At 63.3% G+C, this 16,420-nt stretch carries 13 protein-coding genes and 6 tRNA genes; 14 read left to right on the top strand and 5 right to left on the bottom strand.

From position 1 onward, the window contains the following. Positions 1–167: 167 nt before the first annotated feature. From tig to DACI_RS13300, 13 genes are all read left to right on the top strand, one after another. Positions 168–1,478 carry a trigger factor gene (gene tig / locus DACI_RS13240; RefSeq protein WP_012204528.1) on the top strand — a complete coding sequence of 437 codons (1,311 nt, stop codon included), beginning with the start codon at positions 168–170 and terminating at the stop codon, positions 1,476–1,478. Positions 1,479–1,613: 135 nt separating this feature from the next. Further along, positions 1,614–2,222 (top strand): ATP-dependent Clp endopeptidase proteolytic subunit ClpP, encoded by a 609-nt coding sequence (gene clpP / locus DACI_RS13245; protein WP_012204529.1) that lies wholly within the window; start codon positions 1,614–1,616, stop codon positions 2,220–2,222. 107 nt (positions 2,223–2,329) lie between these two features. Further along, entirely contained in the window at positions 2,330–3,592 is a 1,263-nt protein-coding gene (clpX, locus tag DACI_RS13250; RefSeq protein ID WP_012204530.1) for an ATP-dependent Clp protease ATP-binding subunit ClpX, read from the top strand. A 120-nt stretch (positions 3,593–3,712) separates the two neighbouring features. Next, positions 3,713–6,127, top strand: coding sequence for an endopeptidase La (gene lon, locus DACI_RS13255; protein ID WP_012204531.1), 2,415 nt, complete (start codon positions 3,713–3,715; stop codon positions 6,125–6,127). Between the two features lie 103 nt (positions 6,128–6,230). Next, positions 6,231–6,306: transfer RNA gene (locus DACI_RS13260), tRNA-Gly, on the top strand. 67 nt (positions 6,307–6,373) lie between these two features. Beyond that, positions 6,374–6,449 (top strand) — tRNA-Gly (locus DACI_RS13265). A gap of 59 nt (positions 6,450–6,508) precedes the next feature. Then, positions 6,509–6,584, top strand: a tRNA-Gly gene (locus DACI_RS13270). A 43-nt stretch (positions 6,585–6,627) separates the two neighbouring features. Continuing rightward, positions 6,628–6,701: transfer RNA gene (locus DACI_RS13275), tRNA-Cys, on the top strand. Positions 6,702–7,084: 383 nt separating this feature from the next. Further along, positions 7,085–7,849: a metalloprotease LoiP gene (loiP, locus tag DACI_RS13280; protein WP_012204532.1), complete on the top strand. Its 765-nt coding sequence runs from the start codon at positions 7,085–7,087 to the stop codon at positions 7,847–7,849. 149 nt (positions 7,850–7,998) lie between these two features. Next, positions 7,999–8,074 (top strand) — tRNA-Gly (locus DACI_RS13285). Positions 8,075–8,172: 98 nt separating this feature from the next. Further along, positions 8,173–8,263, top strand: a tRNA-Leu gene (locus DACI_RS13290). Positions 8,264–8,592: 329 nt separating this feature from the next. Further along, positions 8,593–9,219, top strand: coding sequence for a DUF6806 family protein (locus tag DACI_RS13295; protein WP_013803265.1), 627 nt, complete (start codon positions 8,593–8,595; stop codon positions 9,217–9,219). Between the two features lie 32 nt (positions 9,220–9,251). Then, positions 9,252–9,863: a M48 metallopeptidase family protein gene (locus tag DACI_RS13300; RefSeq protein ID WP_012204534.1), complete on the top strand. Its 612-nt coding sequence runs from the start codon at positions 9,252–9,254 to the stop codon at positions 9,861–9,863. A 1-nt stretch (position 9,864) separates the two neighbouring features. On the opposite strand, the gene murI is transcribed toward DACI_RS13300, so the two are convergent. The 4 genes from murI to DACI_RS13320 all read right to left on the bottom strand — a co-directional run bounded on the left by murI (position 9,865) and on the right by DACI_RS13320 (position 13,684). Next, a complete protein-coding gene (gene murI / locus DACI_RS13305; protein WP_012204535.1) occupies positions 9,865–10,755 on the bottom strand; it encodes a glutamate racemase in 891 nt (296 codons plus the stop codon). Positions 10,756–10,813: 58 nt separating this feature from the next. Then, positions 10,814–11,401 (bottom strand): GNAT family N-acetyltransferase, encoded by a 588-nt coding sequence (locus DACI_RS13310; protein WP_012204536.1) that lies wholly within the window; start codon positions 11,399–11,401, stop codon positions 10,814–10,816. Continuing rightward, positions 11,398–12,030: a class I SAM-dependent methyltransferase gene (locus tag DACI_RS13315; RefSeq protein WP_012204537.1), complete on the bottom strand. Its 633-nt coding sequence runs from the start codon at positions 12,028–12,030 to the stop codon at positions 11,398–11,400. Before DACI_RS13315 ends, DACI_RS13310 begins: the two co-directional genes overlap by 4 nt. Before the next feature lie 100 nt (positions 12,031–12,130). Then, entirely contained in the window at positions 12,131–13,684 is a 1,554-nt protein-coding gene (locus DACI_RS13320; protein WP_012204538.1) for a fumarate hydratase, read from the bottom strand. A gap of 313 nt (positions 13,685–13,997) precedes the next feature. On the opposite strand from DACI_RS13320, the gene fumC reads away from it, so the two are divergent. Next, positions 13,998–15,389 carry a class II fumarate hydratase gene (fumC, locus tag DACI_RS13325; RefSeq protein ID WP_012204539.1) on the top strand — a complete coding sequence of 464 codons (1,392 nt, stop codon included), beginning with the start codon at positions 13,998–14,000 and terminating at the stop codon, positions 15,387–15,389. 65 nt (positions 15,390–15,454) lie between these two features. On the opposite strand, the gene DACI_RS13330 is transcribed toward fumC, so the two are convergent. Next, entirely contained in the window at positions 15,455–16,354 is a 900-nt protein-coding gene (locus DACI_RS13330) for an alpha/beta hydrolase (protein ID WP_012204540.1), read from the bottom strand. Positions 16,355–16,420 lie beyond the last annotated feature (66 nt).

Raw genomic sequence — 16,420 nt, forward strand, 5'->3', positions numbered from 1 at the left:
AGCGAACCATGTGCGGTCCCCAGCGGCTAGGTGCATGTGATGTAAGCCCTTGAAATCTGAGGTGCCGCGCGGCCGACTGGCTTGGCTCGCGTCGCACCGTGACTTTTGCGCAATACGGTGCGGGCTGTACAGCAGCCGGCACGGTCCAATCCCTCATAGGAACAAACATGGCCGTTACTGTTGAAACCCTTGAAAAGCTCGAGCGCAAGATCACGCTGAGCCTGCCCCTGAACTCCATCCAGAGCGAAGTCGAGAACCGCCTCAAGCAAGTGGCGCGCACCGTGAAGATGGACGGCTTCCGTCCCGGCAAGGTGCCGATGAGCGTGGTGGCCCAGCGTTATGGCTACTCGGTGCAGTACGAAGTGCTCAACGACAAGGTTGGCGAGGCTTTTGCACAGGCCGTCAACGAAGCCAAGCTGCGCGTGGCTGGCCAGCCCCGCATCTCCGAAAAGGAAGGCGCTCCCGAGGGCGAAGCTCAGTTCGAAGCCATCTTCGAAGTGATGCCTGAAGTCAAGATCGGTGACCTGACCTCGGCCGAAGTCGAGAAGCTGACCGCCGAAGTGGACGACGCCGCCATCGACAAGACCGTGGACATCCTGCGCAAGCAGCGCCGCACCTTCGCACAGCGCGCCCAGGCCGATGTGGCCGTGGACGGCGACCGCGTGACCGTGGACTTCGAAGGCAAGATCGACGGCGAGACCTTCTCCGGCGGCAAGGCTGAAGACTTCCAGTTCCTGGTCGGCGAAGGCCAGATGCTCAAGGAATTCGAAGACGCAGTGCGCGGCATGAAGGCTGGCGAGTCCAAGACTTTCCCGCTGGCATTCCCCGCCGACTACCACGGCAAGGACGTGGCCGGCAAGACCGCTGATTTCCTGGTGACGGTCAAGAAGATCGAAGCCGCCAACCTGCCCGAAGTGGACGAGGCTTTTGCCAAGGCACTGGGCGTGGCTGAAGGCACGGTCGAAGGCCTGCGCGCCGACATCAAGAAGAACCTGGAGCGTGAAGTCAAGTTCCGAGTCCAGGGCCGCAACAAGCAGGCCGTGATGGATGCCCTGGTGTCCAAGGCCGAGCTGGAACTGCCCAAGGCTTCGGTGCAGGCTGAAGTCGCACGTCTGCTGGAAGGCGCCCGCGCCGAGCTGCAGCAGCGCGGCATCAAGGACGCCGAGAAGGCCGAGATCCCTGAAGACGTGTTCCTGCCCCAAGCCGAGCGCCGCGTGCGCCTGGGCCTGGTGGTGGCCGAGCTGGTGCGCGCCAACGAGCTGCACGCCACGCCCGACCAGATCAAGGCCCACGTGGAAGAGCTGGCCGCCAGCTACGAAAAGCCCGAAGACGTGGCACGCTGGTACTTCGGCGACCGCCAACGCCTGGCTGAAGTCGAAGCCGTTGTCATCGAAAACAACGTGACCGAGTTCGTGCTGGGCAAGGCCAAGGTCTCCGACAAGGCCGTGTCCTTCGACGAACTGATGGGCCAGGCCTGAGGGTTTGAGCACCGCCTGCCTGCCGCTTCGTGAGATCGGCGGGCGGGTTGGCATCTGCGGGGCTTGTGCTTTGGCGCACAAGCCCCATTTTCTTTCCGGATACGGCTAAAGTAGCCCCCTAGTACTGGAGAAAACATGAGCGCATTGGAAACTCAGGGTTTGGGCATGATCCCAATGGTCATCGAACAGTCCGGCCGCGGAGAGCGGTCGTACGACATCTACTCGCGCCTGCTCAAGGACCGGGTGATCTTCCTGGTGGGCCCTGTCAATGACCAGACGGCCAACCTCGTCGTGGCCCAGCTGCTGTTCCTTGAAAGCGAAAACCCCGACAAGGACATTTCGTTCTACATCAACAGCCCTGGCGGCTCCGTGAGCGCCGGCCTGGCCATCTTCGACACGATGAACTTCATCAAGCCCGATGTGTCCACGCTGTGCACCGGCATCGCAGCCAGCATGGGCGCCTTCCTGCTGGCCGCTGGCACCAAGGGCAAGCGCTTTGCGCTGCCCAACTCCCAGGTCATGATCCACCAGCCGCTGGGCGGCATGCAGGGCCAGGCCACCGAGATCGAGATCCACGCCCGCGAGATCCTCAAGACCCGCGAGCGCCTGAACAAGATCCTGGCCGAGCGCACGGGCCAGCCGCTGGAAAAGATCCAGCACGACACCGAGCGCGACTACTTCCTGTCCGCCGAGGAAGCCAAGGACTACGGCCTGGTCGATCAGGTGATCAACAAGCGCTCCTGAAGTCCGGAGGCTGCATGAGAATGGGCGGCGTTTTCCCCCTACGGAAAACGCCGCTTTCCATTTGGTTATCATCCTTTTCCATATTTCTGTAACAAGGCACCGACCCCATGGCCGAGAAAAAAGGCTCCTCCAGCGAAAAAAACCTTTATTGCACCTTCTGCGGCAAGAGCCAGCATGAGGTCAAGAAGCTGATCGCGGGTCCGTCAGTCTTTATCTGCGACGAGTGCATCGATCTCTGCAACGAGATCATTCGCGACGAGCAGCCCAGCACCGAGGCCAAGGACGGCCGAGGCGACCTGCCCACGCCCGCCGAAATCAAGGCCAACCTGGACAACTACGTGATCGGCCAGGACCTGCCCAAGCGCACGCTGGCCGTTGCCGTCTACAACCACTACAAGCGCCTGCGTCACAAGGACAAGGCCGGCAAGGACGAGATTGAGCTGGCCAAGAGCAACATCCTGCTCATCGGTCCCACGGGCTCCGGCAAGACGCTGCTGGCGCAGACGCTGGCGCGCATGCTCAACGTGCCCTTCGTCATGGCCGATGCCACCACGCTGACCGAAGCCGGCTACGTGGGCGAGGACGTCGAGAACATCATCCAGAAGCTGCTGCAAAGCTGCGAGTACGACGTCGAGCGTGCACAGCGCGGCATCGTCTACATCGACGAGATCGACAAGATCTCGCGCAAGTCCGACAACCCCAGCATCACGCGCGACGTGTCTGGCGAGGGCGTGCAGCAGGCACTGCTCAAGCTCATCGAAGGCACCATGGCCAGCGTTCCCCCGCAAGGCGGCCGCAAGCATCCGAACCAGGACTTCCTGCAGATCGACACGACCAACATCCTGTTCATCTGCGGCGGCGCGTTCGCGGGCCTGGAGAAGGTCATCGAGAACCGCACCGAGGCGTCCGGTATCGGCTTTGGCGCCACGGTCAAGAGCAAGAAGCAGCGCTCCATCTCGGAAGTGTTCCAGGAGATCGAGCCTGAGGACCTGATCAAGTTCGGCATCATCCCCGAGCTGGTCGGCCGCATGCCCGTGGTCACGGCCCTGGCCGAACTGGGCGAAGACGCCCTGGTGCAGATCCTGACCGAGCCCAAGAACGCCCTGGTCAAGCAGTACAGCAAGCTGCTGGCCATGGAAGGCGTGGAGCTGGAGATCCGGCCTGCCGCGCTCAAGGCCATCGCCCGCAAGGCGCTGGCGCGCAAGACGGGTGCCCGTGGCCTGCGCTCCATCCTGGAGCAATCGCTGATCGGCACCATGTACGAGCTGCCCAATGCCGACAATGTCGAAAAGGTAGTGGTGGACGAGTCCACCATCGAAGACGGAAAGGCGCCGCTGCTGGTTTACCGCGAAGCGGCCAAGAAGGCCTGATGCGCCGCCGCCTGCAAAGGTCTGGCAGCGCAAGTCCCTGCGTCCCGAAATCCTTTCGGGCCGCAGGGTTGAAATACACCGGTGTGCGGACCATCTTCCGCTGACAAACCGAGGATTCCCATGTCAGGACATACCCCTTTGCCTTCCACCCCCCTAGACCTGGCGCTGCTGCCGCTGCGCGATGTGGTCGTGTTCCCCCACATGGTGATCCCGCTGTTCGTGGGGCGCGCCAAGAGCATCAAGGCGCTGGAGCTGGCCATGGAGGGCGACCGCCGCATCATGCTGGTGGCCCAGAAGACCGCCTCCAAGGACGAGCCCACGGCCGCTGACATGTTCGATGTCGGCTGCGTGTCCACCATCTTGCAGATGCTCAAGCTGCCCGACGGCACGGTCAAGGTGCTGGTCGAAGGCCAGCAGCGCGCGCTGGTCAAGCAGGTCATGGATGAAGAGACCCACTTCGTGGGCTCCGTCGTGCCTGTGGCGCCCGAGGCTGAAACGCACAAGCCCAGCGAGATCGAGGCCCTGCGCCGCGCCGTGACGCAGCAGTTCGACCAGTACGTCAAACTCAACAAGAAGATCCCGCCCGAGATCCTCACCTCCATCGCCAGCATCGACGATGCCGGCCGCCTGGCCGACACCATTGCCGCGCACCTGCCGCTCAAGCTTGAGAACAAGCAGGCCGTGCTCGACCTGGTGGACATCAAGGAGCGCCTGGAAAACCTCTTCGAGCAACTGGACCGCGAAGTCGACATCCTCAACGTCGACAAGCGCATCCGCGGCCGCGTCAAGCGCCAGATGGAGAAGAACCAGCGCGACTTCTACCTGAACGAGCAGGTCAAGGCCATCCAGAAGGAACTGGGCGAGGGCGAAGACGGCGCCGACATCGAAGAGATCGAAAAGAAGATCAAGCTCGCCCGCATGCCCGCCGAGGCGCGAAAGAAGGCGGAGGCCGAGCTCAAGAAGCTCAAGCTCATGTCGCCCATGTCGGCCGAAGCCACCGTGGTGCGCAACTACATCGACGTGCTCACGGGCCTGCCCTGGAGCAAGAAGACCAAGATCAAGCACGACCTGGCCAATGCCGAGGACGTGCTCAATGCCGACCACTTCGGCCTCGAAAAGGTCAAGGACCGCATCCTTGAATATCTTGCTGTGCAGCAGCGTGTGGACAAGGTCAAGGCGCCCATCCTGTGCCTGGTCGGACCTCCGGGCGTGGGCAAGACCTCGCTGGGCCAGTCCATCGCCAAGGCCACGGGCCGCAAGTACGTGCGCATGGCGCTGGGCGGCATGCGTGACGAGGCGGAAATCCGCGGCCACCGCCGCACCTACATCGGCGCCATGCCGGGCAAGGTGCTGCAAAGCCTGGACAAGGTCGGCACGCGCAACCCGCTGTTCCTGCTGGACGAAATCGACAAGCTCGGAATGGACTTCCGTGGCGACCCGTCGAGCGCCCTGCTGGAAGTGCTGGACCCCGAGCAGAACCACACCTTCGGCGATCACTACGTCGAGGTGGACTTCGACCTCAGCGACGTGATGTTCGTGGCGACCTCCAACTCCATGAACATCCCGCCCGCGCTGCTGGACCGCATGGAAGTGATCCGCCTGTCGGGTTACACCGAGGACGAAAAGGTCAACATCGCCATCCGCTACCTGCTGCCCAAGCAACTCACCAACAACGGTGTGAAGGACGGCGAAATGCAGGTCGACGAGTCCGCCATCCGCGACATCGTGCGCTACTACACGCGTGAAGCCGGCGTGCGCTCGCTGGAACGCGAGCTCTCCAAGATCTGCCGCAAGGTGGTCAAGGGACTGCAGCTCAAGAAGCTGGAGCCCACCGTCGTCGTCAATGCCGACAACCTCACCGACTACCTGGGTGTGCGCAAGTACAGCTACGGCCGTGCCGAGCACAACAACCAGGTCGGCCAGGTCGTGGGCCTGGCATGGACCGAGGTCGGCGGCGATCTGCTGACCATCGAGGCCGCCATCATGCCCGGCAAGGGCGTGATCTCGCGCACCGGCTCGCTGGGCGACGTGATGAAGGAATCCGTGGAAGCCGCCCGCACCGTGGTGCGCAGCCGCTCGCGCATGCTCGGTATCAAGGACGAGGCCTTCGAGAAGAAGGACATCCACGTGCACGTGCCCGATGGCGCCACGCCCAAGGACGGCCCCAGCGCGGGTGCGGCCATGACGACGGCCTTCGTCTCTGCGCTGACCGGTATCCCGGTGCGTGCCGATGTCGCCATGACTGGCGAGATCACGCTGCGCGGTGAGGTCACCGCCATCGGCGGCCTCAAGGAAAAGCTGCTGGCGGCCCTGCGTGGCGGCATCAAGACGGTGCTGATCCCCGAAGAGAACGTCAAGGACCTCCAGGAGATCCCCGACAACGTCAAGAGCGGCCTGGAAATCATCCCCGTCAAGTGGATCGACCAGGTCCTCAAGGTGGCGCTGGAGCGTGTGCCCGAGCCCTTGTCCGAGGAGGAGGCCGCAGCGCCGCCGCCAGCGGAATCCAAGCCTGTGGAGCCAGCCGTCAAGCACTGAAGATGAAAAAATGTAGCGTTTTTCCTGAACCCTCCAAGAACTACGCTACAATTCATCCCATCGCAGCAAACGACGTTGTAGAATGTCAGGCTTCGGTAGAAATGCGGGAATAGCTCAGTTGGTAGAGCGCAACCTTGCCAAGGTTGAGGTCGACGGTTCGAACCCGTTTTCCCGCTCCAGATTTTGAACATGCTTTCGGGTGTGTTCGGTTCTGGTGGCGGTTGGCTGCCAGAATTGATGATTCAAGCGGGAATAGCTCAGTTGGTAGAGCGCAACCTTGCCAAGGTTGAGGTCGACGGTTCGAACCCGTTTTCCCGCTCCAGTTTTGGATGTGCCTGGTGCGCATCCGATTCAGGTGACGGTTGGTTGCTTGAATTTTTTGCGGGAATAGCTCAGTTGGTAGAGCGCAACCTTGCCAAGGTTGAGGTCGACGGTTCGAACCCGTTTTCCCGCTCCAGTTTTAAAAACTGCAGCAATGCTGCATGTTTGATAGTGATCTTGGCGCGATAGCAAAGCGGTTATGCCCCGGATTGCAAATCCGGTTAGACCAGTTCGACTCTGGTTCGCGCCTCCAAAAATTCATTGCAGATACAGTGTTCAAAAGGCCCTTCGGGGCCTTTTTCTTTTTCTGCATCACGGATCGTTGTTCGTCCTTGGTGCCATGTCTCCGCAGCGGCCTCGACTTGGCTGGCGCATCTTCTTCTCTTCCGATTCGGTGCCATGGCGGTGCTTCACGCTTTGTGCATCGACAGCATGGCTGCATGCCTGTTTTGGTCATTCATTGCTGATTTGGTGAATTTAATTGTTTCCATTTGTTTTGAGTGAGCAGTCGTCATTGAAATTTGGCATTGCTTATCCATTGAGAAATTGCAAGAAATTGCAAATGGGTTGTCATTGCCGGTAGATTGAATTGGCGGGTCGTGGATATGATGCGCGCTTCATTTATCGGGAGGGATTATGAAGATCAAGTTATTGATGGCGATTGTTGCCAGCGGCGTGGTGCTGGCGGGCTGTAAAACCATGGAGTCTCCCGATGTGGGCGGATTGCTGGATTCGGGCTCCACGGCCATGAAGGCCATGACGCTCACGGATGACGACGTGGTCACCCTGTCCAATGATTCCTGCGCAGCCATGGATGCCCAGAACAAGGTGGCAGATGCAAAGAGCAAGTACACGCTGCGGCTGAACAAGGTGATTGCCGGCATGCCGCAGGCTGTCAATGGGAAGAAGGCTGTCTACAAGGTCTATATGACGCAGGACGTGAATGCCTGGGCCATGGCCAATGGCTGCATTCGTGTCTACAGCGGCCTGATGGATCTGATGAACGATGACGAGCTGCGTGGCGTGATTGGCCATGAAATCGGGCACGTGGCACTGGGTCACAGCAAGAAGCGCATGCAGACGGCCTATGCGGCGTCGGCCGCACGTTCTATTGCGGCCAATAGCGGCAATTCGGCGCTGGCCTCGCTGTCGCGTTCGCAGGCGGGTGATCTGGGTGAGAAGTTCATCAATGCCCAGTTCTCGCAGTCGCAGGAATCGGCGGCCGATGACTACTCCTTCGATCTGCTCACGGAAAAGAAGATGAGCCGCCAGGGGCTGGTCACATCGTTCCAGAAGCTGGCCAAGCTCAGCGCTGGCAGCGGCGGCAGCTCCATCCTGAGCTCCCATCCACCGTCCGAACAGCGGGCCCAGCGCATGCAGGATCGCATTGACGGCAAGTAGGCGTCGACGGTGAAGCAGCCTGCCGCCGCAAGGTGCAAGGCAGGCTGTGATCTGCCTTGGTGCAGATTTTTTACGGGCTTCTTCCGAAGCACCAAAAATCTGCGCTAGAATTCAAGTCTGCTCTGTAAAGCGCACAGCTTTACAGATACGCGGGAATAGCTCAGTTGGTAGAGCGCAACCTTGCCAAGGTTGAGGTCGACGGTTCGAACCCGTTTTCCCGCTCCAATTCAGAAAAAAGGGAAGCGGTAACGCTTCCCTTTTTCGTTGGTGCTGCAGTTGCAGGTGTGAGCAGTTCGCGCTGACCTGTGACGCTGCGGTGCAGGGCCCCGATGGTGAAATTGGTAGACACTGCGGACTTAAAATCCGCCGCTTCCGAACAGGGGCGTGCCGGTTCGATCCCGGCTCGGGGCACCACAACCCAATACGTACTAAGCATTGTTGCTATCTATACGGTAGCGGATTGAAGCAGCCAAGGCGCCTGCTGTTCCGCAAATTCAGGCGTCGGGCCGCAACGTGCATCGACGGTCCTGCCCGCTTGCTGCGCTGCACGGTGTCCATGCCTTGCCAAGTCCTTGCCCGTTGGCATAACGTGCGAGAATCCATTCATCAGGCCCCGGGCTGCTTGCCTGGATGGCGCGGCTCGGGCAGACAGTGATGGCTATGCCTGCATGCGTTCCGTTGACGTTGATCGTGGCACATGGTGCGGCGTGACAGGTGTGGCCAAACTCATCCCAGACGAGAACATGTCGAATTACAACGCTCCATTTGAAATCCACGTGCACGGCCAAGTGCTGCTGCGCCCCGACACGACCTACGAGCAGTTGCAGGAAGCGCTGGGTCCGCTGTGGAAGTATGCGGGGGCCCGTTCCCTGGCTGATGGCGCTGGCAGCGTCTATGAGGAAGAGCCAGGCATCCAGTTCGATACCAAGGAGCGCCTGCTCCAGGTGTGCTGGACCGTGCGTGGTGACGAGGATTTCCGCCAATCGCTGGACGACATGTGCATGGGCATCAATGAACTGGCCGAGCAGGGCGCGGCCATCGAGGTGACCTTCTACGACACCGAGTTCGACGAGGAAGAGGAGTCCGAAGAGGCCGAGTCGCGCGACGACTTCGTCATGCTCTTCGTTGGCCCGACGCCCGCGGCCATCATGCAGGTGCAGCGCGATCTGCTGGTGCAGGACGTGGTCAACCTGATGGAGCGCCATTTCGACGGCTCGGAGCTGGGTGGCGTGGTGCAGGAGATCGACAAGCTGTTCTCCCAGCGCTTCGACGCCTTGGTCAGCTCGCTGGAGATCGGCAAGCCGCCGCGCGGCATGGGTGGATCGGGTTCGGGCCACGGCGGCAACCGCCGCCCACGCCACCTGCATTGAGCGCAAGGCGCTGCCCCGCGCAGCGTACAGCCATGGCGGCACAGGCCAGCACGCCCAAGTACTCCGGAGCAGTCACCGAGACCGTGCGCCGCCAGCGCGAGCAGCGGCGTGAGGTGGCTGGCGGTGCACTACCTCTTCCCTACCTGTCCGCCTACCCGGCCGCGCTGCAGTCGCAGGTGCGTGGCTGGCTGGCCGATGACAAGGCCGAGGCCTGGCTGCTGCGCAAGCATCCCGAGGCCCATGCCGTGCGCACGGACAAGAGCCTCTATGACTACGTGGACGCCCTCAAGGGCCGGCACATGCGCAATGCCGGCACGCTGAACAAGGTGGCCTATGACGGCCGCATCCATGTGGTCCACAACGCCCTGGGCCTGCACACGCGCCGCACCGTGGTGCAGGGAAGCCGCCTCAATGCACGGCATGAGATCCGCATCGGCGCACTGTTCAAGCAGGCGCCCGAGGCTTTCTTGCGCATGATCGTCGTCCATGAGCTGGCCCATCTGCGCGAGCCCGACCACGACAAGGCCTTCTACCAGCTGTGCACGCACATGGAACCCGACTACCACCAGCTGGAGTTCGAACTGCGCCTGTACCTGAGCTGGATGGACCACTCGGGCCGGCGCCTGTGGCAGGCGCAGCCCTGATTCAAGCGGCCGCTGGGACGGCGCTGGATTCGCCGACCTGAACGGACGAGCAGCATTGCGCGGGCAGCTCCAGCCAGCGCGATGCGGCAGACTGCAGGGCCTGCAGCGATCCCGTGGTCATCAGCTGGACCTGGCCCTCTGCCGCTGGCAAGGGTCCTGATTCGCTGGTCAGGGTGCCCAGGCGGTCCAGCACGCGCCGCGTCTGGCGTGCCACCGGAGCGCCGGTGTCGATGAACTGGATGTCCGGCCCCAGCAGCGTGCGCAACTGCTCGCGGGCGAATATGTAGTGGGTGCAGCCCAGCACCAGGGAATCCATCTCACCCGTCTTCTGTCCGAAGCTGCCCAGGGCATTCACATACCTGGCGCACAGTTGCGCGACCTCGGTGGCCATGGGGTCGGCGGGAACGGGTTGCTCCGTGCTTTCCTCGATGGCCTTGGCCAGTCCGTCGCACGGCTGGACATGGAATTGCACGCGCTGGCCATGCTCGGCCACCAACCGGGCAAAGCGTGCGCTGCTCACCGTGCCGCGTGTGGCCATCACGCCCACGTGGCCGGTCTGGCTCGACAGCGAAGCGGGCTTGATGGCGGGCTCCACGCCGATCAGGGGCAGTTCGGGCATTTCGGCGCGCAGCATGTCCACGGCCGCTGCCGTGGCTGTGTTGCAGGCGATCACCAGCACCTTGATCTGGTGCTGCTCGCGCAGATGGCGCGCAATGGTGCGCGTGCGCTGCTGAACGAAGGCATCGCCACGCGCATCGCCATAGGGTGCATTGCCGCTGTCGGCCAGGTAGACGAAGCGCTCATGCGGCAGTTCATGGCGCAGCGCCTGCAGCACGCTGAGGCCGCCGATGCCGCTGTCGAAGACGCCGATGGGAGAGGCCGGGGAGGTCATGTGGAGATACGGATAAAGGCTTTTGGAGGCGGCGCCCAGTATGCCCGCTCGGGCGCGTTCATGCTGCGGCCATGGCTTGCTGCTGCAGCCATTGGGCATGTGTCAGGCGATACAGGCAATGCCTGCGCAGCGCATGGCCTGCCGGCACCTCCGGATGGTCGAAGTCATGGGCGTCGCGTTCCATGCCCAGGCGCTGCATCACGGCCTGAGAACGCAGGTTGGACAGCGCGGTGAACGAGACGATGGACTCCAGATGCAACGCGCCGAAGCCGTGCTCCAGCGCCGCCCGTGCGCCTTCGCTGGCCAGGCCCTGGCCCCAGAAAGGCCGGGCGAGCCGCCAGCCGATTTCCACGCAGGGCGAGAACGGCAAAGACGCGGCGGGAGCATGCAGCCCGATGAAGCCCATGAACTCGCCGCTGGCAAGGTGCTCTGCCGCCCAGAAGCCCCAGCCGCGTTCCTCGATCAGTGCCTGGATCCTGTCTGCCATGGCATCGCTTTGTTCACGGCTGAGCAGTGCCGGAAAGTGCTCCATGACCTGAGGGTCGGCATTCAGCGCGGCAAAGGGCTGTCGGTCGCCGGCCTGCCACTGGCGCAGTATCAGGCGCGGTGTCCGCAGGGTCGCTACAGGGGAATGTGTGGTGGTCATGGTTGGAGAGGGCGCTGCAGTACCAGCAGATACGCGGCTGCATGGCCGTGGAAGGAGTGGGGGATGAAGCCTGCCTCGCCTGCCAGCTTTTCCACGCTGGTGCGGCGCTGGAAATGCGGGTCGAAGACCAGCTCGGCCACGGCCAGCAGGCCGCCAGGGCGCAGGCTCTGGAACACGTCGGCCAGCGCGGCCTGGCGGTCCGGAATCTCTCCCAGCACGGCGGCCATCACGGCGCGGTCGTGCTGCTGCGCTTCAAGCTGCCCCTGGCCCAGTGCAGCCGCCTGGGTGCGCACATTCTCCAGCCCCTGGGTGCGCGCCTTGGCCGCCACCTGTTCGAGCATGGCCGGCTGCAGGTCCACGGCCAGCACCTGTCCCTGCGCGCCGACGGCACGTGCCAATGGCAGGGTGACGCGGCCCGGGCCGCAGCCCGCATCCAGCACCTTCATGCCCGGCTGGATCTGCAGTTGCCTGACGATGAAGGCGGCCTTGTTGCTGGCCGCGAAGGGGTTGTCAAGCTCGACCATCCAGCGCAGCCAGGACGGGCAGGGCAGGACATGGCGGCGGGAGGACAGGCGCCAGGCCAGGCTGGTCACGGCCAGCAGGGCGATGAGGACGAGCGCGATGGTCATGTTGAATGGGCTGTGTTGCAGGCAGCGGGCAGTCTGTCACAAATGCCCGCACCAATGAAAAGACCGCCCGAAGGCGGCCTCTTTGCGCTTGGCACCGGCTTCAGGCCGAGGCGATCTCAATGGTCTTGAACTCGCCCGATGCAATGCGCTGTTGCCATTCGGCAGGGCCGGTGATGTGGGCGCTGGTGCCGCCGGCATCCACGGCGACGGTCACGGGCATGTCCACCACGTCGAATTCGTAGATGGCTTCCATGCCCAGGTCCTCGAAGCCCACGACCTTGGCGTTCTTGATGGCCTTGGACACCAGGTAGGCGGCACCGCCCACGGCCATCAGGTAGGCCGACTTGTGGTTCTTGATGGACTCGATGGCCACCGGGCCGCGCTCGGCCTTGCCGATCATGGCGATCAGGCCGGTCTGCTCCAGCATCATGTCGGTGAACTTGTCCATGCGGGTGGCCGTGGTCGGGCCTGCGGGGCCCACGGCTTCGTCCTTGACCGGGTCCACGGGGCCGACGTAGTAGATCACGCGGTTGGTGAAGTCCACGGGCAGCTTCTCGCCCTTGGCCAGCATGTCCTGGATGCGCTTGTGGGCGGCATCGCGGCCCGTGAGCATCTTGCCGTTGAGCAGCAGGGTGTCGCCGGGCTTCCAGCTGGCCACTTCTTCCTTGCTCAGTGCGTTGAGGTCCACGCGGCGCGACTTGTTGTAGTCGGGCTCCCAGTCGATCTTGGGCCACAGGTCCAGCGAGGGCGCGTCCATGTAGACCGCGCCGGAGCCGTCCATCACGAAGTGCGCGTGGCGAGTGGCCGCGCAGTTGGGGATCATGGCCACGGGCTTGGAGGCCGCGTGCGTGGGGTACATCTTGATCTTGATGTCCAGCACGGTGGCCAGGCCGCCCAGGCCTTGCGCGCCGATGCCCAGGGCGTTGACCTTCTCGTACAGCTCCAGGCGCAGTTCCTCGACCTGGTCGAGCTTTTCTCCGCGCGCGGCCTTGGCCTGCAGCTCGTACATGTCCAGGTCTTCCATCAGGCTTTCCTTGGCCAGCAGCACGGCCTTCTCGGCGGTGCCGCCGATGCCGATGCCCAGCATGCCCGGCGGGCACCAGCCCGCGCCCATGGTCGGAACAGTCTTGAGAACCCAGTCCACCAGGTTGTCGCTGGGGTTCATCATGATCATCTTGGACTTGTTCTCCGAGCCGCCGCCCTTGGCGGCCACGGTCACGTCCAGCTTGTCGCCGGGCACGATCTGCACGTTGATGACGGCAGGCGTGTTGTCCTTGGTGTTCTTGCGGGCGAACAGCGGATCGGCCACGACCGAGGCACGCAGCGTGTTCTCGGGGTGGTTGTAGCCGCGGCGTACGCCTTCGTTGATGGCGTCTTCCAGGCCGCCCGTGAAGCCTTCCCAGCGCACGTCCATGCCCACCTTCAGGAACACGTTGACGATGCCGGTGTCCTGGCAGATCGGGCGGTGGCCGGTGGCCGACATCTTGGAGTTGGTCAGGATCTGGGCCATCGCGTCCTTGGCCGCCGGGCTCTGCTCGCGTTCGTAGGCGCGGGCCAGGTGGGCGATGTAGTCGGCGGGGTGATAGTAGCTGATGTACTGCAGGGCGCCTGCGATCGAATCGATCAGGTCCTGCTGGCGGATCGTGGTGGTCATCGGTGGGGTGTCTTTTTGATCGGGGGAACAGGGGAGGGGAATCCCGGGGGCGATTATCGGCGCTGCAGGGGGAAAAGTGCACGCAATGGCCGCAGTCTTGTACAAGAGTCGAGGGGTTTGCCTGGACAAGCCCGCCTCGGCGACACCTCGGTGGGGGACGGATGCGAGAGGTTCCCATTTACGGAGTTACCATGAGCGGGTTTTTGCCATTGCGGCCCTGCCAGCCAGATATCCCCGAGCCACGTCCTGCGCGGCCCGCCGACCTGCCTCCAGCCAACTGCGCCGCGTTGTTTTCACCAAGGAGTCCATACCAATGACCGCGACCCGCCAGGAAAAAGACACTTTCGGACCCATAGCCGTCCCCGCAGACAAGCTCTGGGGTGCGCAGACGCAGCGTTCGCTGCAGAACTTCGACATCAGCGGCGAGCAGCAGCCGCGCGAGATCATCCACGCGCTGGCCCAGGTCAAGAAGGCCTCGGCCACCGTCAACCACAAGCTGGGCCTGCTGGACGAGAAGAAGACCCAGGCCATCCTGGCCGCCGCCGACGAGGTGATCGCCGGCAAGCACCCGGACGAGTTCCCGCTGGTGGTCTGGCAGACCGGCTCGGGCACGCAGACCAACATGAACGTCAACGAGGTGCTGGCCAACCGCGCTAGCGAAATCCTCGGTGGCGAGCGCGGCGAGTCGCGCCTGGTCCACCCCAATGACGACGTGAACAAGAGCCAGTCGAGCAACGACGTGTTCCCGACCGCCATGCACGTGGCTGCCGTCACGGCCATCGAGCAAAAGCTGCTGCCCGCCCTTGCCCTGCTGCGCAACACGCTGCAGGCCAAGAGCGAGGCCTATGCCGACATCGTCAAGATCGGCCGCACCCATCTGCAGGACGCCACGCCGCTGACGCTGGGCCAGGAAATCTCGGGCTGGGTGGCCCAGCTGGCCCATGGCGAAAAGCATGTGCGCGCCGCGCTGCCGCACCTGTACGAGCTGGCGCTGGGCGGCACGGCCGTGGGCACGGGCCTGAATGCGCCCAAGGGCTATGCCGAGGGCGTGGCGGCCGAGCTGTCCCAGCTCACCGGCTACCCGTTCGTGACGGCGCCCAGCAAGTTCGAGGCCCTGGCCTCGTGCGACGGCCTGGTCCACGCCCACGGCGCGCTCAAGACGCTGGCCGCCAGCATGATGAAGATCGCCAACGACGTGCGCTGGCTGGCCTCGGGCCCGCGCAGCGGCCTGGGCGAGATCTCCATCCCCGAGAACGAGCCCGGCTCGTCCATCATGCCCGGCAAGGTCAACCCCACGCAGAGCGAAGCCGTGACCATGCTGGCGGCCCAGGTCTTCGGCAACGACGTGGCCATCAACTTCGGCGGCGCCTCGGGCAACTTCGAGCTGAACGTGTTCCGCCCCATGGTCTCGCACAACTTCCTGCAGAGCGTGCGCCTGCTGGCCGATGGCATGAAGAGCTTCAACGACCACTGCGCCGTGGGCATCGAGCCCAACCGCGAGCGCATCACCGAACTGGTGCAGCGCTCGCTGATGCTGGTGACGGCGCTGAACCCGCACATCGGCTACGACAAGGCGGCCTACATCGCCAAGAAGTCGCACAAGGAAGGCTCCAGCCTGCGTGAAGCCGCCGTGGCTTCCGGCCACCTGACCGGCGAACAGTTCGACGCCTGGGTGATCCCTGCCAAGATGGTCGGCAATCTGTAAGACCTGCTGATGCAATCAAAAAAGGGGAGCCGGCCGGCTCCCCTTTTTTTGCTTCATGGCCTGGATCAGTTGTCCGCCTGCGGGCGGCGCACGGTGCGGAACACGTACTTGAGCGCATCGCCGATGGTGCTTTCCCAGACCGGCCATTCATGCTTGCCGTTGACGATGCGCAGCTCGGCAGGCTGCTTGTTCCTGCGCAGCTGGGCGTAGAGCTGGGCGGCGTCGGACTCGATCATGAATTCATCATCGTCGCCCGAGTTGATGTACATGGGCACGCTGATCTTGCGGGCGAGAAAGCTGTCCCACAGCACAGGGTAGTTGTAGCTCTTCCAGACCGTGGTGCTGTACTGGCCGCCGGTGTTGGGTTCGGCAAAGACCTTGACCGAGCGTGCCGAGGAATCGGCGGGCGGCTCGGGGTTGTAGATGGCGGGGCTCAGCAGGGCGGCGGCCTGGAATTTCTCGGGGTACTTGAGCACGTAGCGCAGCGCGCCATAGCCGCCCATGGACAGGCCGCCGATCACGCGGCCATCGCGGCTGGTGAGGGTGCGGTACTTCTTCTCGACATGGGGGACGAGGTCCTGGAAGAAGGCCGTCTCCATGGGCTCCTTGAGGTCCACGTACCAGGTTGTTCCCGCGTCGGGCATGACGATGATGGCGGGCGGGATCTCCCCGTTCTGGATCAGCTGGTCAACCGTGCGCAGCAGGTTGCCCTTGACGGGCCAGTCGTTGCGCTGGCCGTCATTGCCGTGCAGCAGGTACATGACGGGATAGCGCAGCCTGGACTGGGCGTCGTAGCCCGTGGGCAGGTAGACGTTGTAGGTCCAGCTGCGCTGCAGCGTGGCGCTCTTGAACTCGGCGGCCTCGATGGAGCCGGCCTGGGCGGCTGTGCCGGCCAGCAGCGCGGCGGCTGCCAGCGTGCCGGTGGCGGCCTGGCGCAGGACGATGGAAAAGGAAAGTTGGCGCATGGTTTTTTGTCTCCTGTGGGCCGTGACGGCTGGCCACGGCTGCGCCAATGTAATCGAGGGCCTGCG

The sequence above is a fragment of the Delftia acidovorans SPH-1 genome (assembly GCF_000018665.1).
In the GTDB taxonomy this organism is placed as follows: domain Bacteria; phylum Pseudomonadota; class Gammaproteobacteria; order Burkholderiales; family Burkholderiaceae_C; genus Comamonas; species Comamonas acidovorans.